Here is a 25,679-nt window from a genome sequence, read left to right on the forward strand (position 1 = left end):
GGTCAAGTGTCAATCAGCTTATCGAATGCTGTGGATAAGTATATAGCGTCTGAGTCCGAACGGAGCCAAAACTTTGCTATCGCAACGCCTTATCGCAGCACTGCGATATCATCACGCTGGATGTTGTGGCTGAGGCTGTCGCCGACGATGCGGCCGCGGGAGAAGCCAGGCTGAACCGTCTCAATCTTCAGTGTGACCTGGGTGTCATTCAGCTCGGAATAGGCACGCATCTGGTCGTCGTAGAAGGTCATGCGGCGAAGTATGGTGAAGCTGTCATCCTTCTTAACGCCCTGAGTGCTGCCGGCTTCTATCCAGATCTGATCGCCGCTGGTTCGGCTGATACGGGTAGCCAGAGACTCGCAGCGCAGGCGTTCATCGAGCCAGCCGGAGGTATCGTCGATCAGTGCTTTCACCTGCTGACCGTAATCCTGTTGCCAGAATACGGCACTGCCAAAACCGGTGCGTTCTTCCCGGGGGCGGGTCCAGCGACCCTGGGTATGAAACAGCTTGCGCTCTAGCAGCTGTCCGCTGAGGCCGTCGTAAATAAACAGCTCCAGTGCCAGATTGCGCAGGTGGCGTTTGCTCTTGTAGTCGGCGTCGTTATACAGATCGACGAAAATATTGGGTTCTTTGGGGCCCACCGGCGTGCGCATGGACATATCACGGATCACGCCGGAAATGATGAACTGCGCCTGGAGTGGCTCGCCGCTGCTGTGCAGGGCATTGCTCAGGCCGCCATCGGGTAATTGATTGGTGGGCGCGGTGGCGGCATCACGAATCAGGTTGCTACGGCTGAAGTCCAGCGGCTCAATAGCGCTGCTCTGTTGCAGTCCCTGGGCGAGAAGGCTTGGCAGGCGTGACTGAATTTCGCCGAGTGAGCCGGCGCTGGCCTGACCGGGATTGCTGAGCGGGAACAGTGTCAGGGCCACCCGTTTGCGGTGGCTGAGTGCATTGGGAGAGGGGCAGGAGGCGTTTTCCATTACCTCGGCGCTGATCCGCACGATCAGCATCTTGTTCTCGATCCGTTCATCCAGAACCTGCACGTTGCTCACCGTACCGAAGGTCTGGATCTTCATATCATCCACTTCGAGTACGCCGTCGCGGATCTCCTGAGTGGTGGAGATGTAGGCTGCGGCCTGCAGGGATGCCGCCTGACGAGCGTCGGCGATCGCCTGTTCGCGGGCCGAGGTAATATCGCCGTTGATCACCAGGGCACGTCCCTCGGCCTCGACCGGGATGGCCTGGACAGGAAGGGCGATTGCCAGTGTCAGGAGAACCAGCAGATGGCGAACAATACTCAACATAGACCGAGGCTGACCGATACAAGTAGTGACAGGACTTGCGAGAATGTAGCATAGAGCTGTTTCGGATAGGAATGTCGCTCCCGCAGGCTGAGCGTGTTAAAAGCTCGGGCAGTGAGAGCAAGGGTTTAAACAGGAAAGGTAACTCGCCGATGATCTCGCCGATAAACAAGGTGACAGCTGTAACAGCAGCATTGATGCTGACGCTGCTTGCCGGCTGCGCATCGCAGGAAGCTGCACTGGAGCCTGTGCAGGTGGAGCGCTTTGGCCCCGAGGCTCTGGCACAGGTCGAGTCGGTACTCAATCCTGGCGCTGAAAGCGGTCGCGTAGGGCGCACGGTAGCGCTGGCTCAGGTGAGTGATGCTGATGGATCTGTGGACCCTGTCAGCGAAGCGGTGCAGCAGATGGCCGGGCAACTGGTATCCGGGCTGGATGATAACCGCATTCGGCGTCTGCCGATGGCGGTGCTGAAATTTCATGATCTGATGCAGCGCGATAGAGTCGGGCCGATAGGCGAGCGTCTCAGTGACAGCTTTATTTTCCAGCTGGAGCATCTGGGTTATAACCTGGTGGATTATCGCGCCGTGAGTCTGACCACTACCGCGAAGCCGGAGCTGGACCCCTCATCCTTGTCGCTGCTGCGCAGAACCCATCGCATCTATTTTGTTTTGACCGGCACCTATGCCCGTCAGCCCAACGGTCTGGTGATCAACGCGCGAGTGCTGGATACCACCACGCGCCAGGTGCTGGCGTCCGGCCAAACCCATATCTCCAATGAGCAGCTGGAGGGGCGCTGGCCCGGTTACGATCCTTTGCGGGCGCTGCAATCCGGTATGATTATCGAAAACCGACAGGGGCCTGTGGGCCTCGACCGCTGAGCCAGGCAGGAACAGAATGGTGAAAAAACTTAATTTCGTATGCGCTTTGCTGGCACTGGTGATGCTCAGTGGTTGCGAGACCATCGCCCAGGGATTCTCCGATACGGTGGATGCGATGCCGGATGTGGATCATACACCGAGAATCGAAAAGTCGGCTCAGCCGCACTGGGTCAGCGCTACCGGGTATGCGCCGATCAGTCTGCAGCCCGGCGAGACGCCGCAGCAGAAAGTGCTGATGGCGATGCGCGCTTCGAAGCTGCGCGCCTACCAGGAGTTAGCCGGCGTGATTCATGGCCAGTACCTTTATGGCACCACCCAGGTGGATGACATGGTGGTGAGTAATGACCGCTTTAAGACCGCGGTGGCAGGCATCGTGCGTGGCGCCCGGGTGGTGAAATCCTACCCCGTACAGGATGATACCTACGCCACGGTGCTGGAAGTGGATATGAACCAGGTGCAGCGCGCCTGGGTGCGCGCCAGCGAGTAAAGCCGACTGCTCCTGACTTATTTCTCCTGACTTTTCTCGAAGGCAGCCAGCTGTTCGGCGGTTGCCTCCTGCTGATATTTCTTCTTCCAGTCGCTGTACGGCTCGCCGTAGACCAGCTCGCGGGCCTGTTCGTAGTCCACTGCCTCACCACGCTCCTCGGCGGCAGCTGAGTACCACTTGGACAGGCAGTTGCGGCAGAATCCGGCCAGGTTCATCAGGTCGATGTTCTGCACATCCTTGCGTTCATCCAGGTGCTGCAGCAGACGGCGGAACACCGCAGCCTCGATCTCGGTACGTTTTTCGTCGTTCATACTCTTATCCCATCACTCGCTTGCTTGTTTCTTATCGTTGATTATTGGGTGTGCTGGACGTGTTCGTCGAGCTGTTCGCAGATCGCTTTCTGTAGACGCTCACAGAGCTGTGGATCGCTGATCGGCTGATCGTTGAGGTCGGTGATGAAGAAAAAGTCCTCCACTCGCTCACCCACGTTGGCGATCTTCGCCTTGCGCAGGGTGATGCCGAACTCGACGAAGATATGACCGATACGTGCCAGCAGTCCGGGACGGTCTGCAGTAATCACTTCCAGTACGGTCTGCTGCAGGTTTGGATCGTTGCTCACCAGCACCCGGGTCTTGGTGGCAAAAGCCTTGAGCTGTCGCGGTACGCGACGCTGGACGATATCGGGGTAGTCGTCCGGGTCGTCCAGTTCTTCCACCAGGCGCTGCCGGATGTCGTTCAGATAATCCGGGTTATCGGACAGCGGCTGGTCGTCGTCGGTCAGTACCGTGTAGTTGTTCAGCGCGTAGCCGTTTTCACTGACGATAATGCGCGCATCCTGAACGCTCAGCTGAAGCTGATCCAGGGTGGATACCGTGGCGGCGAACAGGTTGGGGGCGTCCTTGGTATAGATGAAGATTTCCGTGGCGCCCTCATGGCTGCGGTAAGAGGTTTTCTCCAGCGTAACCAGGGGAATCTCAGGGTAGGGGTGCTCCAGAATCGCCTGGGTGTGATGAGCGATCGCCTTGGGTTCTTCACGCAGGAAGTAGTCGTCGCCCAGGGTTTCCCAGAGCTCGCGGGCAGCCTGTTCGGAAACGCCCATGCGGGACAGCGCCTGCAGCGCTTCGTGCTGTACCTGGGCGATGCGCTCGGTCTTGTTGACCGGGTTTTCCAGGCCGCGACGCAGTGCGCGCTTGGTTTCCATGTAGAGCTGGCGCAGCAGGCTGGCTCGCCAGCTGTTCCATAGCGTGTGGTTGGTGGCGTTGATATCGGCCACCGTCAGCACATAGAGATAATCCAGGTGGATGCTGTCGCAGACCTGCTCGGCGAAAGTATGGATCACCTGCGGGTCTGACAGATCGCGGCGCTGGGCCGTCATCGACATCTTCAGGTGGTTACGTACCAGCCAGGCGATCAGCTGGGTGTCCCACTGGGCGATATGGTGACGGCGACAGAAGGCGATCACATCATCAGCGCCCAGTTCTGAATGGTCGCCGCCGCGGCCCTTGGCGATATCATGGTAGAGGCCGGCGATGTAGAGCAGCTCGATCTTCGGCAGCTGATTCACCACCCGGTGCGCCACCGGCAGGCTGTCGCGGTGATCGCGGTGGCGGAACTGACGCATCATCTGAATCACCTTCAGCGTATGCGCATCTACGGTGTAGATGTGGAACAGATCGTGCTGCATCTGACCGACGATACGACCGAACTCCGGCAGATAGCGTCCCAGAATGCCATAACGGTTCATCCGCTTGAGCTCGGTGGATACGCCCTCGGGTGAGCGCAGCAGCTCCATAAACAGCGAAGTATTGCGGATATCGTTGCGGAAGGTGTCGTCCACCAGGTGGCGGTGGTTGCGGATCAGGCGGATGGTGGAAGCACGTACGCCCTTGATCTCGGGGTGCTGTGCCATCAGTACGAACAGTTCCATCAGCGCAAAGGGATGGTGTTCGAACACCTTGTCGTAGGTCACCTCCAGGTAGTCGTTATGGACCTGAAAGCGGTTGTTCAGTGGGCGCAGGTGCTGTTCATCCTCCGCACGAAGTATGACCTCGTCGAAGTACTGCAGCAGCATGTCGTTGAACTCCGACATCGCCTTGGCGACGCGGTAGTACTTGCTCATGAACTGTTCGACCGCCAGGGCGCTTTCGTCGTCCTGGTATTTGAAAAAATCGGCCAGCGATCGCTGATGGTCGAACAGTAGCCTGTCTTCACGGCGGCCGCTGATCATGTGCAGAGCGTAGCGCACGGTCCAGAGGTAGAGCTCGCCGCTGTTGAGCGTATCCAGCTCCGACTCGGTCAGAAAGCCGTGGGCCACCAGATCGCGGATATAGGTAGCACCGAAGTGGCGTTTCGCGACCCAGCCGATGGTCTGCAGATCGCGCAGGCCCCCGGGTGAGTTCTTCAGGTTGGGCTCAAGGTTGTACTCGGTGTTGTTGGTCTTTTCATGACGCTCTTTCTGCTCGGCGTACTTGGCGCGGAAGAACTCCTTGTCGGTCCAGGCGCCTTCGGAGGTGACGCGTTCGTACATCTCTTCCTGCAGCTTTTCGCTGCCGACGATGGTACGTGACTCAATCAGGTTGGTGGCGATGGTAATATCGTTGCGCGATTCCTGATAGCAGTCCTCGATGGTGCGCACGCTGGAGCCGATGTCGAGGCCGATGTCCCAGAGCAGCGTCAGGAAGCTGCTGATGCTCTCTTCGAAACTCTCCGCCTCGATACCGTTCACCAGGATGAGGATGTCCACATCCGAAAACGGGTGCAGCTCGCCCCGGCCGTAACCACCCACGGCGACCAGGGCGACACTGTTGGCGTCGGGCCACTCAAAACGGTGCCAGGCCAGCGTCAGGATCTGATCCAGTACCCAGGCGCGCCCATACACCAGGTGGCGTATATCTTCGCCCTGGCGGAAGGCTTCGTTCATCGTTTCCTGGGAGTCGTGCAGCGCCTGCTTCAGAACCTTGAACGGCGGGTTCTGTTCAAGCTCCTGGGATAGCGACGCGACATCCAGGTAGCGGGCGAACTGCTCGGTTGGCTGGGTACGGGTTGTCATAACGCGGTTTACTCCGTTACTGCGGACAGGACGATCAGAGCTTTTCTTCTGCGCGTAGAGTCAGGATCTCGTGACCTTCCGGGGTGACCAGGATCGTATGCTCATACTGGGCGGTCAGGCGGCGATCCGCGGTTTCTACGGTCCAGCCGTCACGCTTGTTCAGTTTTACGTGGCGCTTGCCGGCGTTGATCATCGGTTCGATGGTCAGGCACATGCCCGCTTCCAGGACTTCGCCAGTGCCGGCGCGGCCGTAATGCAGAACCTGTGGGTCTTCATGGAAGCCGGCGCCGATGCCGTGACCGCAGTACTCGCGGACAACGGAGTAGTGGTGGCTTTCGGCGTGCTTCTGGATAACCGCACCGATATCTCCCAGGTGTACGCCCGGTTTGACCAGTTCAATACCCAGGTTCATGCACTCCTGAGTCACCTGGCACAAACGCTCGGCATGGGGGGCGATTTCACCGACGAAGAACATCTTGCTGGTATCGCCGTGGTAACCATCCTTAATGACGGTGATGTCTATATTAAGGATATCGCCCTGCTTGAGTTTTTTCGGTCCTGGGATGCCGTGGCAGACCACCTGGTTGACCGAAGTGCAGATCGACTTGGGGAAGCCGTGGTAATTCAGCGGGGCAGGAATCGCTTTCTGCTCGTTGACGATGTAGTCGTGGCAGATGCGGTCGAGCTCTTCGGTGGTGACGCCCGGGACGACATGCGGCTCGATCATCTCGAGAACTTCGGCAGCCAGACGGCCGGCGACGCGCATTTTTTCGATTTCATCCGGGGTTTTGATAATGATGCTCATAAGGCTCCGGGGGTTGGGTGGAGTGGATAGCCTGATTTGTCGTAAAGGCGAGAAAGGTAAATTGTAGCGAAAAACGCCGTAGCATAGAAAGGCGGCTTCAATAGGACGGTGCTTTGTGGTATAAAAGCGCTCCCAAAAATTCGTGCCCTTGGCACATAACAAAACACACACATGTCGACACGCCGCTCCTGGGTGCCGCTGACGCGGTTGGACGGTGGGATATGTGGAGGTTTTAACCCGTTCAGAGGAAATATCAGAATGGCTAAAGTAAGCATGCGTGACCTGCTCAAGGCAGGCGTTCATTTCGGTCACCAGACCCGTTACTGGAACCCGAAGATGTCTCAGTTCATCTTTGGCGCACGCAACAAAATCCATATCATCAACCTTGAGCACACTCTGCCGGCGCTGAACTCTGCGCTGGACGTGGTCAAAGGTATGGCTGCCAACAAGAACAAGGTTCTTTTCGTCGGTACCAAGCGCGCTGCCGCTAAGGTCGTGAAGGAAGAAGCTAGCCGTGCTGGCATGCCTTACGTCAACCACCGCTGGCTCGGCGGTATGCTGACTAACTACAAGACTATTCGCCAGTCTATCCGTCGTCTGCGTGAGCTCGAAGCTCAGGCTCAGGATGGCACTTTCGAAAAGCTGACCAAGAAAGAGGCGCTGATGCGTACTCGCGAAATGGAAAAGCTGGAACTGTCCATCGGCGGTATCAAGGACATGGGCGGTCTGCCTGACGCGCTGTTCGTCATCGACGTCGATCACGAGCGTATCGCCGTGAACGAAGCCAACAAGCTGGGTATCCCGGTTATCGGTGTTGTCGACACCAACAGCAACCCGGACGGTATCGATCACGTTATCCCGGGTAACGACGATGCTCTGCGTGCGATTCAGATCTACGCGCAGTCCGTTGCCGATGCATGTGTCGAAGGCGCTGGCGAAAACGCTGGAGATAAGAGCGAATTCGTAGAAGTTGAAGAGCAGAACGCTGCCGAGTAATCGGGCTGTCAAAGGCGACTGCTAAGCTTGAACGATTCGCAAAGGGGAGCCTGGCTCCCCTTTTTTGGATTCAGAATTAACGCGAACAATTTAAAGGGGTAACCGACATGGCGAACATCTCCGCAGCGATGGTTAAAGATCTGCGTGAACGTACTGGTCTGGGCATGATGGAGTGCAAAAAAGCACTGGTCGAGGCTGAAGGCGATATCGATAAGGCGATCGACGATCTGCGTAAATCATCCGGTATGAAGGCGGCTAAAAAAGCCAGCCGTGTTGCCGCTGATGGTGTCGTATCCGTCAAGGTTGCAGACGACAACAGCTACGCAGTCGTGGTTGAAGTTAACTCTGAAACCGACTTCGTTGCCCGTGATGACAACTTCCTGGGCTTTGTTGCCAAGGTTGTTGAAAAGGCGTTTGCTGACAAGCAGGAAGACGTTGCTGCCCTGATGGCTGGCGACCTTGAATCTGCTCGTGAAGCACTGGTTCAGAAAATCGGCGAAAACATCACCGTGCGCCGTGTGATGGTCGTTGAGGGTGCTGTTGTTGACGGTTACGTTCACAGCAACAACCGTATCGCTTCCATGGTCGTTCTGGCCGGTGGTGAAGCTGAGCTGGCTCGTGACGTTGCTATGCACGTTGCAGCGGTTAACCCGCGTGTGGCCAAGCCGGAAGATATGCCGCAGGAAGAGCTGGATCGCGAAAAAGAGATCATCAAGGCTCAGCCGGATATGGAAGGCAAGCCGGAAGAGATCAAGGAAAAGATGGCTGGCGGCCGTCTGAAAAAATTCCTGTCCGAAAACAGCCTGGTCGAGCAGCCGTTCGTTAAGAACCCGGATCAGACCGTTGGTCAGCTCGTTAAAGCCGCTGGTACCGAACTCGTGTCTTTTGTACGCGTTGAAGTCGGTGAAGGTATCGAAGTTGAACATAAAGACTTCGCTGCAGAGGTTGCTGAACAGCTGAAAGGCTAATCAGTAACGTAACGGGCCGGGCTTCGCCTGGCCCGTATTGATGTTTTACACTCTGTCTCAGTTCCCACCTCTTTGGAGTATCCACCCATGCCTCCTACCGATAAACACGCAAAATATAAACGTATCCTGCTGAAGCTGAGCGGCGAAGCGCTGATGGGCGATGAGAACTTCGGTATCGATCCGAAGGTTCTGAATCGTGTCGCGCTCGAGATCGGGCAGTTGGTTGGTATCGGCGTGCAGGTCGGGATGGTGATCGGGGGCGGTAACCTGTTCCGCGGTGCAGCACTCAGCGCAGCCGGATTGGATCGGGTCACCGGCGATCATATGGGAATGCTGGCGACAGTGATGAACGCCCTGGCGATGCGAGAAGCGCTTGAGCGCTGCAATATTGCTACCCGCGTCATGTCCGCGATTCCGATGAGCGGCGTGGTGGATCATTACGATCGCCGTAACGCCATGCGCTACCTGAATCAGGGAGATGTGGTAATCTTTGCCGCCGGTACCGGTAATCCGTTCTTTACCACCGATTCCGCAGCCTGTCTGCGTGGTATTGAAATCGAGGCTGACGTGGTGCTGAAGGCAACCAAAGTGGATGGTGTGTTTACCGCTGATCCGATGAAGGATCCCAAGGCGGAGCGTTACACTCGTCTGAGCTTTGATGAAGTTTTGGAAAAGCAGTTGGGTGTCATGGACATGACGGCCATCTGTCTGACGCGCGACCATAATATGCCGGTGCGCGTGTTCAACATGAATAAGCATGGTGCGCTCGTCAACCTGGTGGTCGGCGGTGACGAAGGCACCCTGATTGACTGCGGCACTACCGCTGGAGAATAAAATGATCAATGAGATAATGTCAGACGCCGAAGCGCGTATGAAGAAAAGTATCGAGTCTCTGACCGAACATTTCAAAAAGATCCGCACGGGACGTGCTTCTCCGGCGATTCTGGATGCGGTGCAGGTTTCTTACTACGGCTCCATGATGCCGATTCAACAGGTGGCTAACGTCAGTGTCGAGGATGCTCGCACGCTGATGATCAATCCCTGGGAAAAGAAAATGGTGCCGGAGATCGAAAAAGCGATCATGAAGTCCGACCTGGGCCTCAATCCTGCCACCAGTGGCGATGTGATCCGCGTGCCGATGCCGGCGCTGACCGAAGAGACCCGCAAGGGCTACATTCGTCAGGCGCGTGTTGAAGCGGAAAACGCCCGTGTGGCGATCCGTAACATCCGTCGCGATGCCAATGGTGACTTCAAGGATCTGCTGAAGGAAAAAGAGATCACCGAAGACGAAAACCGTCGTGGTGAAGACCAGGTTCAGAAAATTACCGACAAGTACGTTGGCGAAGTTGATGCGCTGCTGGCGCAGAAAGAAACTGACCTGATGGAAATCTGATGCAACAAATGGGGCGGCCTGGCCGCCCCATTTGTTTGTTGAGTGACCATGTCTGACGCAACGATTAAAAATCTCCCACACGGGAAAGCGCCTCCGCGTCATATCGCAATCATCATGGATGGCAACAATCGCTGGGCTAAGCTGCATCGCAAAGGAGTGTTGGCGGGGCATCGTGCCGGCGTGAATAGCGTCAAACGGGTGATCGAGGGCTGTATCGAAAACGGTGTCGAAGCGCTGACGCTGTTTGCTTTCAGTAGCGAAAACTGGCGACGGCCGGCACTAGAGGTGCGCGGCTTGATGGAGCTGTTCCGTATCGCCCTGATTCGCGAAGTACCGAAGCTGGTGAAGAACAATATTCGCCTGCGCATCATCGGTGATCGCAGTCGTTTCAGTAAGGATCTGCAAAAGCGGATTGCCCAGGCTGAAGAAGATACCGCCGGATGCACAGGGTTTCAGCTGAATGTGGCCGCTAACTACGGCGGACAGTGGGATATCTGCAATGCCGCCAAGCAATTGGCGGAAGCCTGCGTTCGCGGTGAACTGAGCCCTGATCAGATCGATGCTGAGCTGCTTGATCGTCATACCTGTCTGTCTGACCTGCCTAAGCCTGATCTCTGTATCCGTACCGGAGGTGAGCAGCGCGTCAGCAATTTCCTTATCTGGCAATTTGCCTATACCGAGTTCTACTTCTCTCCGCTGTTCTGGCCCGACTTCGGGCGTGAACAGATTCGGGAGGCGATCCTGGACTTCTGTACCCGGGAGCGGCGGTTCGGCAAAACCAGCGAGCAGCTAAAGGCTGAACAACATGATTAAACAGCGGTTGATCACCGGAGTCATTCTTGCTGCTCTGGTGCTGCTGGGTGTCTTCTATCTATCTCCTCTCGTTTTTGCATTCTGTGCCGCCGGTGTTGTCGCGCTGGCCGCCCATGAGTGGGGTAATTTTGCCTCCCTGGGCGCAGCGGGGCGCTGGCTCTACATGCTGGTATGTCTTGCTGCCGTGGCGCTGCTTCATTTCGTTACGCCAGCGGTGAATACGCCTGTTCTCGTTATCGCTGTGCTGTTCTGGCTCTGGGCCTGTTATATGGTGGTCAGCTATCCCGCCAGAAAACTGGACTGCCAGAAGTTGAAGCTTCTGGTCGGGCTGGTGGTGATTGTGCCGGCCTGGTTGGCGCTGGTGATGCTCAAATCCATGCAGGAGGGCGAGCTCGCGCTGGTGATGCTGATGCTGTTGGTTTGGGGCGCGGATACTGGCGCCTACTGTGCTGGCAAGCTGCTGGGACGGCGTAAGCTGATTCCGAATGTCAGTCCAGGCAAGACCGTTGAGGGATTGCTGGGTGGTCTGGCTACCAGTGTAGTGATCGGCCTGGCAATCGGACTGTGGCGCGAACTTCCGGCATCGGCGCTTGTCTATCTGGTGGCGTTGTCACTGGTCACCTGTCTGGCGTCGGTGCTCGGCGATCTTTTCGAGAGCCTCTTCAAGCGCGAGCGCGGAATTAAAGATAGTGGTCGTATTTTGCCAGGCCATGGTGGGATTCTGGATAGAATTGACAGTCTTACAGCAGCAGCCCCCATCTTTATGCTGGGTCTGCACTGGGCGCCGATGTTTTAACCCCCGGAGATCTTAATGAGTATTGTGCAAACGCTGCTCGCCACGCTCGTGACCCTAGGAATACTGGTTACCATTCACGAGTGGGGGCATTTCTGGGTAGCGCGCCGTTGTGGTGTCAAAGTACTGCGTTTTTCGGTGGGCTTTGGTAAGCCTCTGTGGATGCGTACTGGGCGGGACGGTACCGAATATGCGGTGGCGATGATTCCGCTGGGCGGCTATGTGCGCATGCTCGATGAGCGTGAGGGCGATGTGCCCGAAGCGCTTAGATCTCAGGCGTTCAATAACAAGCCGGTGTTGCAGCGCATGGCTGTGGTGGCGGCGGGCCCCGTCGTTAATCTGGTGTTTGCCGTATTGGCATACTGGTTCCTGTTTATCTGGGGCAGTACCGTTGTTATTCCAGTTGTCGGCAACGTCCAGACCGACTCTCTGGCGGCGCAGGCGGGTATCACGCCGGGCGTTGAGTTGATGGCTGTGGATGGCCATGAGGTTCAATCCTGGGACGAGGTTAATCTGCGTCTGGCGGCTCGAGTGGGAGAAACCGGCTCGATTGAACTGCGCGCCGGCGAGCCGGATCGTGGCGTTGCTCGGGATTACCAGGTGCAACTCTCCGACTGGAATGTGGATCTGGAGAAAGAGTCACCGATCAGTGCTTTGGGTCTTCGCCCCTATCAGCCGGAAATTCCGGCGGTGATCGGGGTGCTGACCGATGGCGGCGCAGCACAGGGTGCCGGGCTTGAGGTCGGTGATAAGGTGCTGGCAGTCAACGGATCACCGGTTGCAGACTGGCGAGCACTGGTCGAGACGGTGCGTTCGGCGCCCGGTGAATCGCTGCGTTTGACGGTGCTAAGAGGGAGTTCTGAGCAGGGCCTCACGGTGACTCCTGATACGCGAGTCGATGACGCTGGGCAGCAATACGGGTTCATTGGTGCCGGTGTGCAGTCGGTGGAATGGCCGGATCATATGCTGCGAGAGATCAGTCATGGGCCGGTGGAAGCGCTGTGGATAGGGGTGCAGAAAACCGGTCAAATGATCGGTCTGACACTGGATGCCATCGGTAAAATGATCGCCGGGGCGATCTCGGTAAAAAACTTGAGTGGCCCGATTACCATTGCTAAAGTGGCGGGGGCTTCGGCGGCCTCGGGGCTGGAGTCTTTCGTCAGCTTCCTAGCTTATCTGAGTATCAGTCTCGGCGTTCTCAATCTGCTGCCGATTCCGATGCTGGATGGCGGGCATCTGCTGTACCAGTTTGTGGAATTGGTCAGGGGGCGTCCGGTCAGCGAAAAAGTGCAGATGATGGGCCTGCGTATTGGAATGGCGTTGTTGTTTAGTCTGATGGCCCTGGCCATCCTGAATGACATTGCGAGACTCTAAGTACGCTTCGATAAGAATTCACTATACGGAAATTAAGACCTGCAGCATGAAACGTAAGCTGGGATTGTTACTTATATCGTTCTTGTGGATTGTTCAAGCGAAAGCGGCTGAATTTCCTTTTACTGTCAACGATATACGTCTAGAGGGACTGCAGCGTGTCGAGCCCGGAGTGGTGTTTCGCTATTTTCCCATAAACGTGGGCGATGAGCTGAGTCGTAGACAGTTGTCGGAAGCGACCCGTGAGCTGTTCGCGTCCGGCTACTTTGATGACGTGGATATCCTGCGCGATGGCGACGATGTCGTGCTTCAGCTGCATGAACGGCCGTCTCTGTCGCTGATCCGTATCGATGGTAACGACTTTATTTCCGAGGACGACCTGCGTGCGGGTCTCGAGCAGTCGGGCGTTCAGGAGGGCGATGTTTTCCGCCGTTCAGCGGTAGATCAGATTCGTCTGGACCTGCTGCGACTCTATGTGAGTCAGGGCCGTTACGGCGCGGATATTCAGACCGAAGTGGAGCCGCTCTCCGGTAACCGCGTTGCGCTGAACGTAAATATTACCGAAGGTCGTGAAGCGACAATTCAGCACATCAATATTGTGGGTAACACGGTGTTTGATGATGAAGAGCTGAAAGAACTCTTCTCTCTCAAGCTTCCCAATTTCTGGACCTTCTATACCAAGAGCGACCGCTACTCTCGCGAGAAGATGTCCGGCGACCTGGAGCGTCTGCGTTCCTATTACATGGACCGCGGTTATATCAATTTCGATATCGAATCCGCCCAGGTTTCCATCACTCCGGATAAACGTCACGTCTACATCACCGTCAATATCACCGAAGGCCAGCAGTACTCGGTCAGCAGTGTTGGTGTGGCCGGTGACCTGGTGGTGCCGCGTGAAGAGCTGGAATCGCTGTTCGTGCTGCAGCCGGGTGATACTTTCTCACGTCAGGCAATGACCGATACCCAGGATAAACTGGTACGCCGTCTGGGTGATGAAGGCTTTATGTTTGCCAACGTCAGTCCGGTGCCGGAACTGGCCGATGATGGCACCCTGTCGGTGCGCTACTTTGTCGAGCCGGGCAAGCGGACCTACGTGCGCCGTATCAACATCCGCGGCAATACCGAGACAGCCGATGAAGTGCTGCGTCGCGAGATGGAGCAGATGGAAGCCGGTGTGGCGACCACTGAGGCGATTGAGCGTTCCAAGGAACGACTGGAGCGTACCGGTTACTTCAAATCGGTGAACGTTGAAACCGTTCCGGTGCCGGGTACCGATGATCAGGTCGATCTGGAGTACGCTGTTGAAGAGCAGCAGTCTGGTCAGTTCTCTGCGTCAGTCGGCTTCTCCGACAGTGACGGCATCATCTTCCAGCTCGGTGTGCAGCAGGATAACTTCCTCGGCACCGGCCGTAAGTTCGGCGTCAACCTGTCCAACAGTGATACGCTGACCGAGTACAGCTTCAACTACACCAATCCGTATTACACCATGAACGGTGTGAGCCGAGGTTTTGAAGCCTACTACCGTGAACGTGATTACGATGAGGATGATGTCAGCTCCTACACCACCAACGAGTTTGGTGGTGGTATGAACTTCGGCTATCCGATCGACGATTATCAGCGTCTCTCTTTTGGCCTCGGTATCGATCTGACCGAAATTAATACCTACGACGATACTGCCGACATCATCAAGGATTTTGTTGATGAAGAGGGTGAGGATTACTTCTCTTACCAGATGACCTTTGGCTGGAGCGATAACCATCTGAACAAGGGCCTGTTCCCGACCGACGGTTACTCCCAGCGCGCGAATATCGAGATCGCACTGCCAGGCAGCGACCTGACTTACTATCGCGCCAACTACAATGTCACCTGGTATAACCCGATCGACGATAATGAAATCTGGGTAACCGGCCTGAAGGGGCGTATCGGTTACGGTGACAGCTGGGGTGACAACCGTTATCCGTTCTACCGTAACTTCTACGCAGGTGGTCTGAGCAGCGTTCGTGGTTACCAAAATAACTCGTTGGGCCCGCGCGAGGGCTGCACCACGATCAACGGTGTCACCGACTGTAGCGATCAGGATGCTTTCGGTGGCAATCTGATACTCACCGGTAGCGCAGAATTCGTCTTCCCGATGCCGTTTGTCGGAGATAAGAGCGCCTGGCGTTCACTGTTGTTCCTCGACGCGGGTAATGTCTATTCCACCGATTGCCAGCCGGGTCAGAATAACTGTTCCAGTGATGTAGACCTTGGCGAACTTCGCTACTCGGCGGGCTTCGGACTTAGCTGGCTGACGCCGGTCGGTCCGCTGTCGATAGCGATTGCTATGCCTCTGAATGAAGGCGAAGACGACGAGACAGAAAACTTCCAGTTTGCACTGGGCCAAACCTTCTAAGGAGAAAGCATGAAATCTATGAAAACGCTGTGCGCAGCTCTCTGTCTTACGCTGAGCGCGCCGGTTTTCGCCGGTAAGCTGGCCGTGCTAGACGTGCGCGAAGCGCTGCTCACCTCCGATGCAGCTGAGGCTTTTCGGAACCAGATGAAACAGGACTTCGCATCGGATCAGCAGGCGCTGGTTGATCTGGAGAAACAGGCCAAATCTCTGCAGCAAAAAATGCAGAAAAATGCTGGCCTGAGCTCCGAGGACGAAATGAAGCAGCTGCGTATGCAGTTCCAGAAAGCGTTTGGCGAGTACCAGCGTAAGGGGCAGCAGTTGCAGCAGGAACAGTCCCAGCGTGAACAGAGCTTTCTGGGTGATATGAAACCGAAGTTGGATGAGATCATCCGCAACATGATCAAGGAAGAGGATATCGACCTGATCATCAGCAAAAATGCATCGGTTTACGTTAATCCGGATCTGGATATTACCGACGAAGTGACCGAACTTCTGAACAAGCAGTAATCGATGAAAAGATCATCAGGTTATACGCTCGAGGAACTGGGTCTCCGCTGCGAGGCCCGGGTGGTAGGCGACAAGGGTCGCGTTATCCACTCTCTGGCAACTTTACAGACAGCTGGCCCAGGCCAGCTGTCGTTCTTTGCGAACAGCCGTTATCTGAAGCAGCTGAAAGCAAGCGCGGCCGAGGCTGTGCTGGTGACCGAAGCGCACCTCGACGAAGTCCAGGGCTCTGCTTTGGTGGTCGCCGATCCCTACCTGGCTTTCGCCCGCCTGACCCACATTTTCGATTGGCGTGACCCGTGTTCGCCTGGGATTCATCCATCGGCGAGTATCGATCCTGGGGCGAGTGTTTCACCGGATGCAGAGGTGGGCGCTGGTGTTGTGATAGCTGCCGGTACCCAGGTTGAGGCCGGGGTTGTTATCGGAGCCAATACCTCGATAGGTCGTGACTGTCGCCTCGGCGCCGGGACGCGGCTGGAAGCGGGCGTAACTCTTTATCGAAACGTGCAGGTCGGTGAACGCGTACTTATCCACAGCGGTGCGGTGATCGGTGCCGATGGTTTTGGTTTTGCACCTGATAAAAAAGGTGGCTGGGTTAAAATCTGCCAGCTTGGTGGCGTCGTCATCGAGGATGATGTGGAGGTCGGTGCGGGTACCACCATCGACCGGGGGGCTCTCGATAACACCCACATAGAGCGGGGCGTTAAACTGGATAATCAGGTCCAGGTGGCGCATAACGTCCGAATCGGTGAAGGTACTGCGATTGCGGGCTGTACCGCCATTGCCGGAAGCACTAAAATTGGCCGCCGCTGCACGATCGCCGGTATGAGCGGCATTACCGGGCACCTCGAAATCGCGGATGGCACCCATGTGACGGCGATGACACTGGTCAGTCGTTCGATTACCCAGCCGGGTGCCTATTCGTCAGGAACCGGTATTGAGCCCCATCAGCAATGGAAGCGAAACGTTGTCCGTTTCCGGCAGCTGGATGAGCTGGCCAGGCGCGTACGTAAACTCGAAAATAGACTCGAGCATATTTCTACTGAAGGTCAAAAAGATGATGGATGTTAAGGAAATCCGGGAATACCTGCCCCACCGCTACCCGTTTCTACTGGTGGACCGTGTGGTTGAGCTGGTCCCGGGAGAATCAATCGTGGCATATAAAAACGTCACGGTAAACGAGCCCTTCTTTAACGGGCATTTTCCGGATCATCCTGTGATGCCTGGTGTTCTGATCGTCGAGGCTATGGCTCAGGCGGCGGGCATTCTGGGCTTTAAAACCATGGATAAAACTCCACAAGATGGTTCTATCTACTATTTTGTAGGAGCGGACAACCTGAGATTCAAACGTCCGGTGGTGCCGGGAGACCGTTTGCAGCTGGAAGCCAAGGTGCTTTCAGAGCGTCGTGGCATCTGGAAATTTGAAGTCCGTGCCAGTGTCGACGGTGACACCGTCAGTTCAGCAACTATTCTCTGCGCAGACAGGAAGGTGTGAGTGATTCATCCACAGGCTATCGTTGAACCCGGAGCAAAGCTGGCCGACAACGTCGAAGTAGGCCCGTGGAGCTATATCGGTGCCGATGTTGAAATCGGTGCCGGTACACGTATTGGTCCGCACGTTGTGATCAAGGGCCCCACCGTGATCGGTGAGGATAACCGGATCTTCCAGTTCGCCAGTGTCGGCGAAGAGTGCCAGGACAAAAAGTACAATGGTGAACCCACCGAGCTGATTATCGGGGACCGTAACGTCATCCGTGAAGGCTGTACCATTCATCGTGGCACCGTACAGGACGAGGGGATCACGCGGATCGGCAGTGATAACCTGTTGATGGCGTACGTTCATGTGGCCCATGACTGTATCGTCGGCAGTCACTGTATTCTGGCGAACAGCACTGCGCTCGCGGGGCATGTAAAACTGGGTGACTACGCAATTCTTGGCGGCTTTACCGCCGTGCATCAGTTCTGCCAGATCGGCCCCCATGTAATGTGTGGTGCAGGTACAGTGGTACTGAAAGACATTCCTGCCTACGTGATGGCCACCGGTAACACCGCCAAGCCGCACGGCATTAACCTGGAAGGGCTGCGTCGTCGCGGCTTTACCCCGGAAGCGCTGAAAACTCTGCGTCAGGCATATAAAACTATCTATCGCAAAGGCCTGACCACGGCCGAAGCCCTGGAGCAACTGCAGCTGCTCGCGAATGATGAACCGGCCGTTCAGCCGTTAATCGATTCGCTCAACAGCTCGGCCCGCGGCATCATTCGCTGAGCCGATGCGAACGCTCAGAGTAGGTATCGTCGCCGGCGAGGCGTCCGGCGATATTCTAGGCGCCGGACTGATGCAGTCGTTGCAGCGCCGCTGTCCAGGAATCCAGTTCGAAGGTATCGGCGGTGAGTTGATGCTTGAGGCCGGTTGCCGCTCGCTCTATCCCATGGAGCGTCTGTCGGTGATGGGGCTGGTCGAGGTGCTTGGCCGGGTACCGGAGCTGCTGCGCGAGCGTCGTCGTCTGGTGCGTCATTTTATCGCCAATCCGCCCGACCTTTTCATCGGTATAGATGCACCGGACTTCACCCTGGGTATGGAACGCCAGCTGAAAGAAGCGGGTATACCGACCGTTCACTATGTGAGCCCTTCGGTCTGGGCCTGGAAGCGTAAACGCATCTTCAAGATCAAGCGTTGTGTTGACCTGCTGCTGACGCTGTTTCCGTTTGAAGCCGGCGTGTACGAGCCGACCCAGCAGAATCTCAGGTTCGTGGGACATCCGCTGGCGGAGATTATCCCGGCCCAGATCGATATGGATCTGGCCAAGGAGAGTTATGGGGCTGCGCCAGGACAGCAGATGCTGGCGGTTCTGCCGGGCAGTCGTGGCAGTGAACTCAAGTATCTGGCGAAGCCGTTTCTTGAAACCGCTCGCTGGCTGCAGGCGCGCCATCCCGATCTTGTCTTCGTGATGCCGGCCGCTAACCAGCGTCGTTATGACCAGTTGGCGGAAATGGTTGCCGCAGAGTATTCCGATCTGAACCTCAGGCTGGTGCGCGGCCACTCCCGTGAAGTGATGGCGGCCGCGGATGCGATTTTGATCGCCTCGGGCACTGCTACACTGGAGGCCTGTCTGCTGTGCAAGCCGATGGTGGTGGCCTACCGCATGGCGGGTCTGACCTACAAAATCTACTCGCGCATGATCGAAAGCCGCTGGATCTCTCTGCCCAACGTTCTCGCCGGTGAGGAGATGGTGCCTGAGATACTGCAGGAACAGGTACGTCCCGAGGTGCTTGGGCCGTTGCTGCAGAAAGCGCTGGATGATGTCGAGTACCGCCAGCGAATCGAGCAGGTGTTTGGTGAGATTGGCGAGACGTTGCGGCAGAACGCCAGCGAGCGCGCGGCGGAAGCGGTGCTGGAGCTATTGGCGCAACGGGAGAAACAGAGTGGATAATCCCGGATTTGATTTTCGCCCAGCCGGCCTGGTTGCCGGTGTCGACGAGGTGGGCCGCGGCCCGCTGATCGGCGATGTGGTAGCGGCGGCGGTGATTCTGGATCCGGCCAGGCCGATTCAGGGTCTGACCGACTCGAAAAAACTCAGCGCGAAAAAGCGCGAGCTGCTGTTCGATGAAATCCAGGAGAAAGCCCTGGCCTGGTCTATCCAGAGCGCTTCTCCGGCTGAAATCGATGAGCTGAATATCCTTCACGCCAGCATGCTGGCGATGCGCCGTGCGGTTCTGGCACTGGATCCGCAGCCGGAATACGCCATGGTCGATGGTAACCGCTGTCCAGAGCTACCCTGCCCATCGGAACCGGTGGTTAAGGGTGACCTGCTCATCGCTGAGATCAGTGCCGCATCGATTCTGGCCAAGGTCTACCGTGACCGGCAGATGGAAGAGCTGCACGAGCAATACCCGGAATACGGCTTTGCCAGCCATAAGGGATACCCGACCAAGGCGCATCTGGAAGCCTTGGGCCGGCTAGGCCTACTACCGCATTACCGCCGTAGTTTCGGGCCCGTAAAACGCTTATTGAACCAGGAGTAGAGATGTCTGCAGCCAACTTCATTCACCTGAGGGTGCATACCGAATATTCCCTGTTCGATGGTCTGGTTCGCATAAAAGAGCTGGTCAAGGCAGCCGCAGAGGCCGGAATGCCCGCTGTCGGCATGACCGATCAGACCAACATGTTTGCGCTGGTTAAGTTCTACAAGGCGGCTCTTGGCGCCGGTATCAAGCCGATTATCGGTGTTGATCTCTGGGTTGAGAACGAGCAGGAACCCGAGAGCGATCCTTACCGGATCACGCTGTTGGTGCGTAACGGTGAAGGTTACCGCAACCTGATGGAGCTGGTTTCCCTGGCCTATGAAAAGGGGCAGGGTATCGTTGCTGACCGTGCGCTGGTCAAACGTGAGTGGGTCAGGGAGAAATCCGCGGGGCTTATTGCGCTTTCTGGATCCCGTCTGGGTGAAGTGGGTCGTGCTGTCCTGTCTGAAAGCAGTGATGCTGCGGATATAGTGCGCGAGTGGATGGATATATTCCCGGACAGCTTCTACCTGGAGATCCAGCGCACCGGACGCACGGGTGATGAAACACTGGTGCACGGCAGTGTTGCTCTTGCCCGTGAAACCGGCTGTCCGCTGGTGGCTACGAACGAAGTGATGTTCATCAACGCGGCGGATTTTGAAGCCCACGAGGCGCGAGTCTGTATCAACATGAGCCGCGCTCTGGAAGACCCCACCCGGCCGCGCAATTACTCCGATCAGCAGTATTTCCGCACCCCGGAAGAGATGACGGAGCTGTTCTCCGATATTCCCAGCGCCCTGGCCAACACGGTCGAGATCGCCCGCCGTTGTAATATCGAGATAGAGCTCGGCACCTACTATCTGCCGCGTTATCCGATCCCGGAAGGGATCCTGATGGACGACTACTTCCGTTACCGCTCGCGCCAGGGGCTGGAAGAACGCCTCGAATTTCTCTATGACACCAGCTCTCCTGAGTTCGCCGAGATCCGTAAACCCTACGATGCGCGGCTGAAGTTTGAGCTCGACATCATCATTCAGATGGGTTTCCCCGGCTACTTCCTCATCGTGATGGACTTCATCAAGTGGGGTAAAGACAACGGTATTCCGGTAGGGCCGGGACGAGGCTCGGGTGCCGGTTCCCTGGTGGCGTACGCGCTGAAGATCACCGACCTGGATCCGCTGGAATACGATCTGCTGTTCGAACGTTTCCTTAACCCGGAACGTGTCTCCATGCCTGACTTCGATATCGACTTCTGCATGGATAACCGCGACCGGGTTATCGACTACGTGGCCGGCAAGTATGGCCGTGATGCGGTGTCCCAGATCATCACCTACGGCACCATGGCGGCCAAGGCGGTGGTGCGTGACGTGGCCCGAGTGCAGGGCAAACCGTTCGGTCTGGCGGACCGTCTCTCCAAGCTGATCCCGTTTGAAGTGGGTATGACCCTCTCCAAGGCCTGGGAGCAGGAAGAGCAGTTGCGCGAATTCGTTGAGTCCAGCGAAGAAGCACAGGAGATCATGGAGATGGCGTACAAGCTTGAGGGCGTTACCCGTAACGTCGGCAAGCACGCCGGTGGTGTGGTTATCGCACCGACCAAGCTCACCGACTTCGCCGCGACCTATTGTGACGAAGAGGGTCACGGCCTGGTGACCCAGTTCGATAAGAACGATGTGGAAGAGGCGGGCCTGGTTAAGTTCGACTTCCTGGGTCTGCGAACGCTTACCATCATCGATTGGGCGCTGGAGATTATTAACGATCAGCGTAAGCGCCGCGGTGAGGATAACCTGGAGATCGAAGGGATCGATCTGGAGGATCCGGAAACCTTCAAACTGCTGCAGAGTGCACAGACAACCGCGGTATTCCAGCTCGAATCCAGCGGTATGAAGGATCTGATCCGCCGCCTGCAGCCGTCGCGCTTCGAGGATATTATCGCCCTTGTGGCCCTGTTCCGTCCGGGCCCGCTGCAGTCCGGCATGGTGGATGACTTCATCAACCGTAAGCATGGCCGCGCCGAACTGGCCTGGCCACACCCGGACTATCAGCTCGATTCCCTGCAACCTGTGCTTGAACCCACCTACGGCATCATCCTGTACCAGGAACAGGTTATGCAGATCGCCCAGGTGATGGCGGGCTATACCCTCGGCGGCGCGGATATGCTGCGTCGAGCCATGGGTAAGAAAAAGCCGGAAGAGATGGCCAAGCAGCGCGCCATCTTCCTGGAGGGTTGCGAAACCCAGGGGATAGATAAAGGCCTGGCCGGCAACATCTTCGACCTGGTGGAAAAATTCGCCGGTTACGGCTTTAACAAGTCGCACTCTGCGGCCTATGCGCTGGTCTCCTATCAGACCGCCTGGCTGAAACAGCACTACCCGGCGCCGTTTATGGCGGCGGTGATGTCCTCTGATATGCAGACCACCGAGAAGGTGGTGATCTTCATTGAGGAGTGCCGCCAGATGGGGCTGACCGTGCGTCTGCCCGATGTTAACGATGGCGAGTACAAGTTCACCGTTAATGACAAAAACGAAGTGATCTACGGTCTCGGCGCCATTAAGGGCGTCGGTGAGGGCCCGGTCGATGCCATCGTTAAGGCCCGTGCCGACGGCGGCGTGTTCACCGATCTGTTCGACTTCTGTAAGCGTGTTGGCAGTAAACGCCTGAACAAACGTGTGCTTGAAGCGCTGGTGCGCTGTGGTGCGCTGGACAGCCTGGGCGCAACCCGTGCTGTGCTCTGGCAGGCGATACCGGCGGCGCTGAAGTCGGCGGACCAGGAGGAGCAGAACCAGAGCGCCGGCATGTTCGACCTGTTTGGCGAGATGGAAGCCCAGGAAGAGAGCGATCCTTACGAGAATTATCGCGACGCCCGTGAGTGGAGCGACAAGGAACGACTCACTGGCGAAAAGGATACCCTGGGGCTCTACGTCACTGGGCATCCCATCGATGAGTATGAAGCGGAGCTCAGGCATTTTGTGCGCAAAAAACTGGTCGATCTGCAGCCGGCCCGGGGGCAGGCGCAGAAGATGGCCGGTCTGGTGGTCGATATGCGCATGAAGAAAACCAAAAAGGGCGCCACGCTCTGTTTTGTGACCCTGGACGATCGCAGCGCCCGTATGGATGTCACCCTCTTTGGTGATGCCTATGATGCCGCGCGCAACAAGATCGCCAAGGATGCAGTGCTGATCATCGAGGGCGAGGTCGCTAACGATGACTACAATGGTGGCTTGAAGGTGCGCGGTAACAAGGTCTACGGCATGGCCGATGCGCGCTCCATGTATGCCAGTCATGTGGAGGTCAGCTGCCGTCATGACCAGATCAAGCGCCAGACACTTAAGAGCCTTGCCGAGACGCTCGGACGTGAACGCACCCAGGATGGTGGGCTGCCAGTGATACTGAACTACCGGCGGGAAGATGCTGAAGGCCCGCTCTGTTTCGGTGACAACTGGCGGGTACGGGCCAGCGATGATCTGATCATCGCGTTGAAGGAACAGTTCGGTAACGAGCAGGTCCAACTGCGCTTTGACCGCTGAACGCTAAGGTACCCGGAACCGGGGTGGAGTCTATGACCCTCTCCCGGTAGAATCTCCCTATTTCGGCAGGCCTCTATGGGCGCCGTTTAACACACTAAAAGAGCAGAAGCAGACGCGCATGAATCCTAACTATCTGGATTTCGAACAGCCGATCGCCGAGCTGGAAGCAAAAATCAACGAGCTGCGCCTCGTCGGTGAAGACAATGAAGATCTCAATCTGGCCGATGAAATCGGACGGTTGCAGGACAAAAGCCGCAGCCTGACGCAGAGTATTTTCTCTGACCTGACCGCCTGGCAGATCTCCCAGCTGGCGCGTCACCCCAAGCGTCCGTACACCTTCGACTACGTGAAGCACGCCTTCGAAGAGTTTGAAGAGATCCACGGTGACCGTCATTTCTCCGATGATCAGGCGCTGGTCGGTGGTATCGCTCGTCTGGATGACAAGCCGGTGATGATCGTGGGCCACCAGAAGGGCCGCGAAGTGAAAGAGAAGGTGAAGCGTAACTTCGGTATGCCGCGTCCTGAAGGCTACCGCAAGGCGCTACGCCTGATGGAGATGGCAGAGCGTTTCAACCTGCCGGTGCTGACCTTTATCGATACACCGGGGGCTTACCCGGGCATCGACGCCGAAGAACGCGGCCAGTCGGAAGCGATCGCCTATAACCTGGCGAAAATGTCGCACCTGCGTACGCCGATCATTTCCACCGTTATCGGTGAGGGTGGCTCCGGTGGTGCGCTGGCGATCGGTGTTTGTGACGAGCTGCTGATGCTGCAGTACAGCACCTACTCCGTTATCTCGCCGGAAGGTTGTGCGTCTATCCTGTGGAAGAGTGCCGAGCGTGCCTCCGATGCTGCCAAGGCGATGGGTATCACCTCTGAGCGCCTGCACGAGCTGGGCCTGGTTGACCGTGTAATCTCCGAGCCGTTGGGCGGCGCACATCGTGATCCTGCGTTGATGGCGGCGAACCTGCAGCAGGTGCTGGTAGAAACGCTGGATCGCATGCAGGGCATGTCGATCGATGATCTGCTTGATCGCCGCTATGCACGCCTCAGGGACTACGGGCGCATTGTCGACTGATCTCGCTGAGCTCCTGCTTGGGCGCCTGGAGCGCCTGCCCGACAGCCGCCGCTGGGTGATCGCACTCAGCGGCGGTGTTGATTCCAGGGTACTGCTGGAGCTCTGCGCCAGAACCCTGCCGCGGGAAAAACTGCTCGCGCTGCATATCAATCATCAACTTCAGGCTGATGCCGGCGCCTGGCAAGACTGGTGTGCCAGCGAGTGTCAGCGCCTCGGTGTTGCGTTTACTTCATTGTCGGTGGATCCGGGAAGCGGCTCCGAGGCGGAGCTGCGTGATGCCCGTTACCGGGCATTCGAATCTGTGCTCAAGCCTGGGGACTGGCTGCTGCTCGCGCAGCATGCGGATGATCAGGCCGAAACCTTTCTGCTAAGACTGCTGCGCGGTGCCGGTGTGCGCGGACTGTCGGGCATGCCCTGGCAGCGTCCGGTGGGCCAGGGGCAGCTGTATCGTCCGTTAATGGATCAGCCGCGCGCGGTGTTGGAAGCCTGGGCGCGGCAGGAACAGATTGAATGGGTGGAAGATCCCAGTAACGCCAGCGACCGTTACGATCGCAACTGGATTCGGCAGCGGATACTGGCTCCGCTGAAGCAGCGAAAACCCGCCGTGTTAGAGAGGCTGGTGGCGACAACGGCCCAACTCGCTGAAACCGATCAGTTGCTCGATGAAATAGCAGCCGGTGATCTGGCCGCGATGCAAACAGTAGCCGAGTGTTTGCCCCTGGCCGCGTTGCAGCAGCTCTCGCTGCCGAGGCAGCGTAATCTGATCCGCCACTGGGTGTTTACCTGCACAGGTGACAGGTTGTCCCAGGACGAGTTGCTTGAGGTCGAACAGTCGGTGATCGCCGCTGGTGAAGATCGTACCCCGCTGCTTCGTTTGGGCGGTTTCGAGCTTCGACGTTATCGAGGCCAGCTGTTTTTGACTGAGGCGCTGGCGCCACGGTCGGAACCGTTTGACCTAAACTGCACTGCGCATGGCTCGGTAGTGCTGGCACAGGGCGTTATCGAATTTCATCCCGCCAATGGGGTTGGGCTGGCTGAAGGCGAGACGTTGAGACTGGATTACCGGCGCGGTGGCGAGCGGCTGAGGCCGCTGGGACGCGGCGGTTCGGTCAGTCTGAAACAGCTCCTGCAGGAGGCGGGAGTGCCACCTTGGCTGCGGCCGGGCTGGCCAATTCTCTATCGTGGCGACCAGTTGGTTGCCGTGCCCGGCATCTGCCTTTGTGAAGAGGTGGTGACAACGGGCGGCTTGATCCCTTCATGGCGACCTTCGGGTTTGTCTGAAGGGGTCTGCTTTGGTAGACTGTAACCCCATCTTGAGTACGTTT

At 57.1% G+C, this 25,679-nt stretch carries 23 protein-coding genes; 19 read left to right on the forward strand and 4 right to left on the reverse strand.

Annotated elements, in window-relative coordinates:
* Positions 1 to 89: 89 nt before the first annotated feature.
* Positions 90 to 1,304 (reverse strand): flagellar assembly protein T N-terminal domain-containing protein, encoded by a 1,215-nt coding sequence (locus CLV83_RS08780; RefSeq protein ID WP_132290647.1) that lies wholly within the window; start codon positions 1,302 to 1,304, stop codon positions 90 to 92.
* A 149-nt stretch (positions 1,305 to 1,453) separates the two neighbouring features.
* Between CLV83_RS08780 and CLV83_RS08785 the strand changes: the two genes are divergently transcribed.
* Positions 1,454 to 2,179, forward strand: coding sequence for a FlgO family outer membrane protein (locus CLV83_RS08785; RefSeq protein WP_132290650.1), 726 nt, complete (start codon positions 1,454 to 1,456; stop codon positions 2,177 to 2,179).
* A 19-nt stretch (positions 2,180 to 2,198) separates the two neighbouring features.
* Positions 2,199 to 2,666: an LPP20 family lipoprotein gene (locus CLV83_RS08790; RefSeq protein ID WP_424399121.1), complete on the forward strand. Its 468-nt coding sequence runs from the start codon at positions 2,199 to 2,201 to the stop codon at positions 2,664 to 2,666.
* A gap of 17 nt (positions 2,667 to 2,683) precedes the next feature.
* On the opposite strand, the gene CLV83_RS08795 is transcribed toward CLV83_RS08790, so the two are convergent.
* The 3 genes from CLV83_RS08795 to map are packed head-to-tail and all read right to left on the reverse strand — an operon-like array spanning position 2,684 to position 6,520.
* Complete coding sequence (locus tag CLV83_RS08795; RefSeq protein ID WP_132290656.1) at positions 2,684 to 2,977, reverse strand: DUF1244 domain-containing protein; 294 nt, start codon at positions 2,975 to 2,977, stop codon at positions 2,684 to 2,686.
* A gap of 41 nt (positions 2,978 to 3,018) precedes the next feature.
* Positions 3,019 to 5,715, reverse strand: a complete 2,697-nt coding sequence (locus CLV83_RS08800; RefSeq protein WP_132290659.1) for a [protein-PII] uridylyltransferase — start codon at positions 5,713 to 5,715, stop codon at positions 3,019 to 3,021.
* A gap of 34 nt (positions 5,716 to 5,749) precedes the next feature.
* A complete protein-coding gene (map, locus tag CLV83_RS08805; protein WP_132290662.1) occupies positions 5,750 to 6,520 on the reverse strand; it encodes a type I methionyl aminopeptidase in 771 nt (256 codons plus the stop codon).
* Between the two features lie 258 nt (positions 6,521 to 6,778).
* Here map and rpsB point away from each other — a divergent pair, with 258 nt between their 5' ends.
* The 17 genes from rpsB (at position 6,779) to tilS (ending at position 25,660) form a co-directional block, all read left to right on the forward strand.
* A complete protein-coding gene (gene rpsB, locus CLV83_RS08810; protein WP_132290665.1) occupies positions 6,779 to 7,516 on the forward strand; it encodes a 30S ribosomal protein S2 in 738 nt (245 codons plus the stop codon).
* Positions 7,517 to 7,623: 107 nt separating this feature from the next.
* On the forward strand, positions 7,624 to 8,484 hold the full coding sequence (gene tsf / locus CLV83_RS08815; RefSeq protein WP_132290668.1) for a translation elongation factor Ts: 861 nt from the start codon (positions 7,624 to 7,626) through the stop codon (positions 8,482 to 8,484).
* Between the two features lie 87 nt (positions 8,485 to 8,571).
* Positions 8,572 to 9,318: a UMP kinase gene (pyrH, locus tag CLV83_RS08820; protein ID WP_132290671.1), complete on the forward strand. Its 747-nt coding sequence runs from the start codon at positions 8,572 to 8,574 to the stop codon at positions 9,316 to 9,318.
* A gap of 1 nt (position 9,319) precedes the next feature.
* Entirely contained in the window at positions 9,320 to 9,877 is a 558-nt protein-coding gene (gene frr, locus CLV83_RS08825; protein WP_132290674.1) for a ribosome recycling factor, read from the forward strand.
* Between the two features lie 48 nt (positions 9,878 to 9,925).
* The gene (gene uppS / locus CLV83_RS08830) at positions 9,926 to 10,690 is read left to right on the forward strand and encodes a polyprenyl diphosphate synthase (RefSeq protein WP_132290676.1); all 765 of its coding nucleotides are present in this window, start codon (positions 9,926 to 9,928) and stop codon (positions 10,688 to 10,690) included.
* Positions 10,683 to 11,486, forward strand: coding sequence for a phosphatidate cytidylyltransferase (locus tag CLV83_RS08835; protein ID WP_132290678.1), 804 nt, complete (start codon positions 10,683 to 10,685; stop codon positions 11,484 to 11,486). Before uppS ends, CLV83_RS08835 begins: the two co-directional genes overlap by 8 nt.
* 15 nt (positions 11,487 to 11,501) lie before the next feature.
* Positions 11,502 to 12,857 carry a sigma E protease regulator RseP gene (gene rseP, locus CLV83_RS08840; RefSeq protein ID WP_132290680.1) on the forward strand — a complete coding sequence of 452 codons (1,356 nt, stop codon included), beginning with the start codon at positions 11,502 to 11,504 and terminating at the stop codon, positions 12,855 to 12,857.
* Positions 12,858 to 12,903: 46 nt separating this feature from the next.
* Positions 12,904 to 15,246 carry an outer membrane protein assembly factor BamA gene (gene bamA / locus CLV83_RS08845; RefSeq protein WP_132290683.1) on the forward strand — a complete coding sequence of 781 codons (2,343 nt, stop codon included), beginning with the start codon at positions 12,904 to 12,906 and terminating at the stop codon, positions 15,244 to 15,246.
* Between the two features lie 9 nt (positions 15,247 to 15,255).
* Positions 15,256 to 15,753 (forward strand): OmpH/Skp family outer membrane protein, encoded by a 498-nt coding sequence (locus CLV83_RS08850; RefSeq protein ID WP_132290686.1) that lies wholly within the window; start codon positions 15,256 to 15,258, stop codon positions 15,751 to 15,753.
* A 3-nt stretch (positions 15,754 to 15,756) separates the two neighbouring features.
* On the forward strand, positions 15,757 to 16,821 hold the full coding sequence (gene lpxD / locus CLV83_RS08855) for a UDP-3-O-(3-hydroxymyristoyl)glucosamine N-acyltransferase (protein ID WP_132290689.1): 1,065 nt from the start codon (positions 15,757 to 15,759) through the stop codon (positions 16,819 to 16,821).
* Positions 16,808 to 17,245 (forward strand): 3-hydroxyacyl-ACP dehydratase FabZ, encoded by a 438-nt coding sequence (fabZ, locus tag CLV83_RS08860; protein ID WP_104003770.1) that lies wholly within the window; start codon positions 16,808 to 16,810, stop codon positions 17,243 to 17,245. Before lpxD ends, fabZ begins: the two co-directional genes overlap by 14 nt.
* Positions 17,246 to 18,016 (forward strand): acyl-ACP--UDP-N-acetylglucosamine O-acyltransferase, encoded by a 771-nt coding sequence (gene lpxA / locus CLV83_RS08865; RefSeq protein ID WP_132290692.1) that lies wholly within the window; start codon positions 17,246 to 17,248, stop codon positions 18,014 to 18,016. It abuts the gene before it with no gap.
* 4 nt (positions 18,017 to 18,020) lie between these two features.
* Positions 18,021 to 19,181 (forward strand): lipid-A-disaccharide synthase, encoded by a 1,161-nt coding sequence (lpxB, locus tag CLV83_RS08870; protein WP_132290695.1) that lies wholly within the window; start codon positions 18,021 to 18,023, stop codon positions 19,179 to 19,181.
* A complete protein-coding gene (rnhB, locus tag CLV83_RS08875; protein WP_165900266.1) occupies positions 19,174 to 19,773 on the forward strand; it encodes a ribonuclease HII in 600 nt (199 codons plus the stop codon). The genes lpxB and rnhB overlap by 8 nt, the downstream gene beginning before the upstream one ends.
* A 2-nt stretch (positions 19,774 to 19,775) precedes the next feature.
* Positions 19,776 to 23,276 carry a DNA polymerase III subunit alpha gene (gene dnaE / locus CLV83_RS08880; protein ID WP_132290701.1) on the forward strand — a complete coding sequence of 1,167 codons (3,501 nt, stop codon included), beginning with the start codon at positions 19,776 to 19,778 and terminating at the stop codon, positions 23,274 to 23,276.
* A gap of 118 nt (positions 23,277 to 23,394) precedes the next feature.
* Positions 23,395 to 24,354 (forward strand): acetyl-CoA carboxylase carboxyl transferase subunit alpha, encoded by a 960-nt coding sequence (gene accA, locus CLV83_RS08885; RefSeq protein ID WP_132290704.1) that lies wholly within the window; start codon positions 23,395 to 23,397, stop codon positions 24,352 to 24,354.
* A complete protein-coding gene (gene tilS / locus CLV83_RS08890) occupies positions 24,344 to 25,660 on the forward strand; it encodes a tRNA lysidine(34) synthetase TilS (RefSeq protein WP_165900270.1) in 1,317 nt (438 codons plus the stop codon). The genes accA and tilS overlap by 11 nt, the downstream gene beginning before the upstream one ends.
* The last annotated feature ends 19 nt before the right edge of the window (positions 25,661 to 25,679 follow it).

Source organism: Marinobacterium mangrovicola (assembly GCF_004339595.1).
GTDB lineage: Bacteria > Pseudomonadota > Gammaproteobacteria > Pseudomonadales > Balneatricaceae > Marinobacterium_D > Marinobacterium_D mangrovicola.

Coding starts and splice junctions, on each gene's coding strand:
- frr (WP_132290674.1), top strand. CDS start 9,320: ATGATCAATGAGATAATGTCAGACGCCGAAGCGCGTATGAAGAAAAGT.
- rseP (WP_132290680.1), top strand. CDS start 11,502: ATGAGTATTGTGCAAACGCTGCTCGCCACGCTCGTGACCCTAGGAATA.
- CLV83_RS08780 (WP_132290647.1), bottom strand. CDS start 1,304: ATGTTGAGTATTGTTCGCCATCTGCTGGTTCTCCTGACACTGGCAATC.
- rpsB (WP_132290665.1), top strand. CDS start 6,779: ATGGCTAAAGTAAGCATGCGTGACCTGCTCAAGGCAGGCGTTCATTTC.
- map (WP_132290662.1), bottom strand. CDS start 6,520: ATGAGCATCATTATCAAAACCCCGGATGAAATCGAAAAAATGCGCGTC.
- CLV83_RS08850 (WP_132290686.1), top strand. CDS start 15,256: ATGAAATCTATGAAAACGCTGTGCGCAGCTCTCTGTCTTACGCTGAGC.
- bamA (WP_132290683.1), top strand. CDS start 12,904: ATGAAACGTAAGCTGGGATTGTTACTTATATCGTTCTTGTGGATTGTT.
- uppS (WP_132290676.1), top strand. CDS start 9,926: ATGTCTGACGCAACGATTAAAAATCTCCCACACGGGAAAGCGCCTCCG.
- CLV83_RS08795 (WP_132290656.1), bottom strand. CDS start 2,977: ATGAACGACGAAAAACGTACCGAGATCGAGGCTGCGGTGTTCCGCCGT.
- dnaE (WP_132290701.1), top strand. CDS start 19,776: ATGTCTGCAGCCAACTTCATTCACCTGAGGGTGCATACCGAATATTCC.
- CLV83_RS08835 (WP_132290678.1), top strand. CDS start 10,683: ATGATTAAACAGCGGTTGATCACCGGAGTCATTCTTGCTGCTCTGGTG.
- CLV83_RS08800 (WP_132290659.1), bottom strand. CDS start 5,715: ATGACAACCCGTACCCAGCCAACCGAGCAGTTCGCCCGCTACCTGGAT.
- lpxD (WP_132290689.1), top strand. CDS start 15,757: ATGAAAAGATCATCAGGTTATACGCTCGAGGAACTGGGTCTCCGCTGC.
- pyrH (WP_132290671.1), top strand. CDS start 8,572: ATGCCTCCTACCGATAAACACGCAAAATATAAACGTATCCTGCTGAAG.
- fabZ (WP_104003770.1), top strand. CDS start 16,808: ATGATGGATGTTAAGGAAATCCGGGAATACCTGCCCCACCGCTACCCG.
- accA (WP_132290704.1), top strand. CDS start 23,395: ATGAATCCTAACTATCTGGATTTCGAACAGCCGATCGCCGAGCTGGAA.
- tsf (WP_132290668.1), top strand. CDS start 7,624: ATGGCGAACATCTCCGCAGCGATGGTTAAAGATCTGCGTGAACGTACT.
- CLV83_RS08785 (WP_132290650.1), top strand. CDS start 1,454: ATGATCTCGCCGATAAACAAGGTGACAGCTGTAACAGCAGCATTGATG.
- lpxB (WP_132290695.1), top strand. CDS start 18,021: ATGCGAACGCTCAGAGTAGGTATCGTCGCCGGCGAGGCGTCCGGCGAT.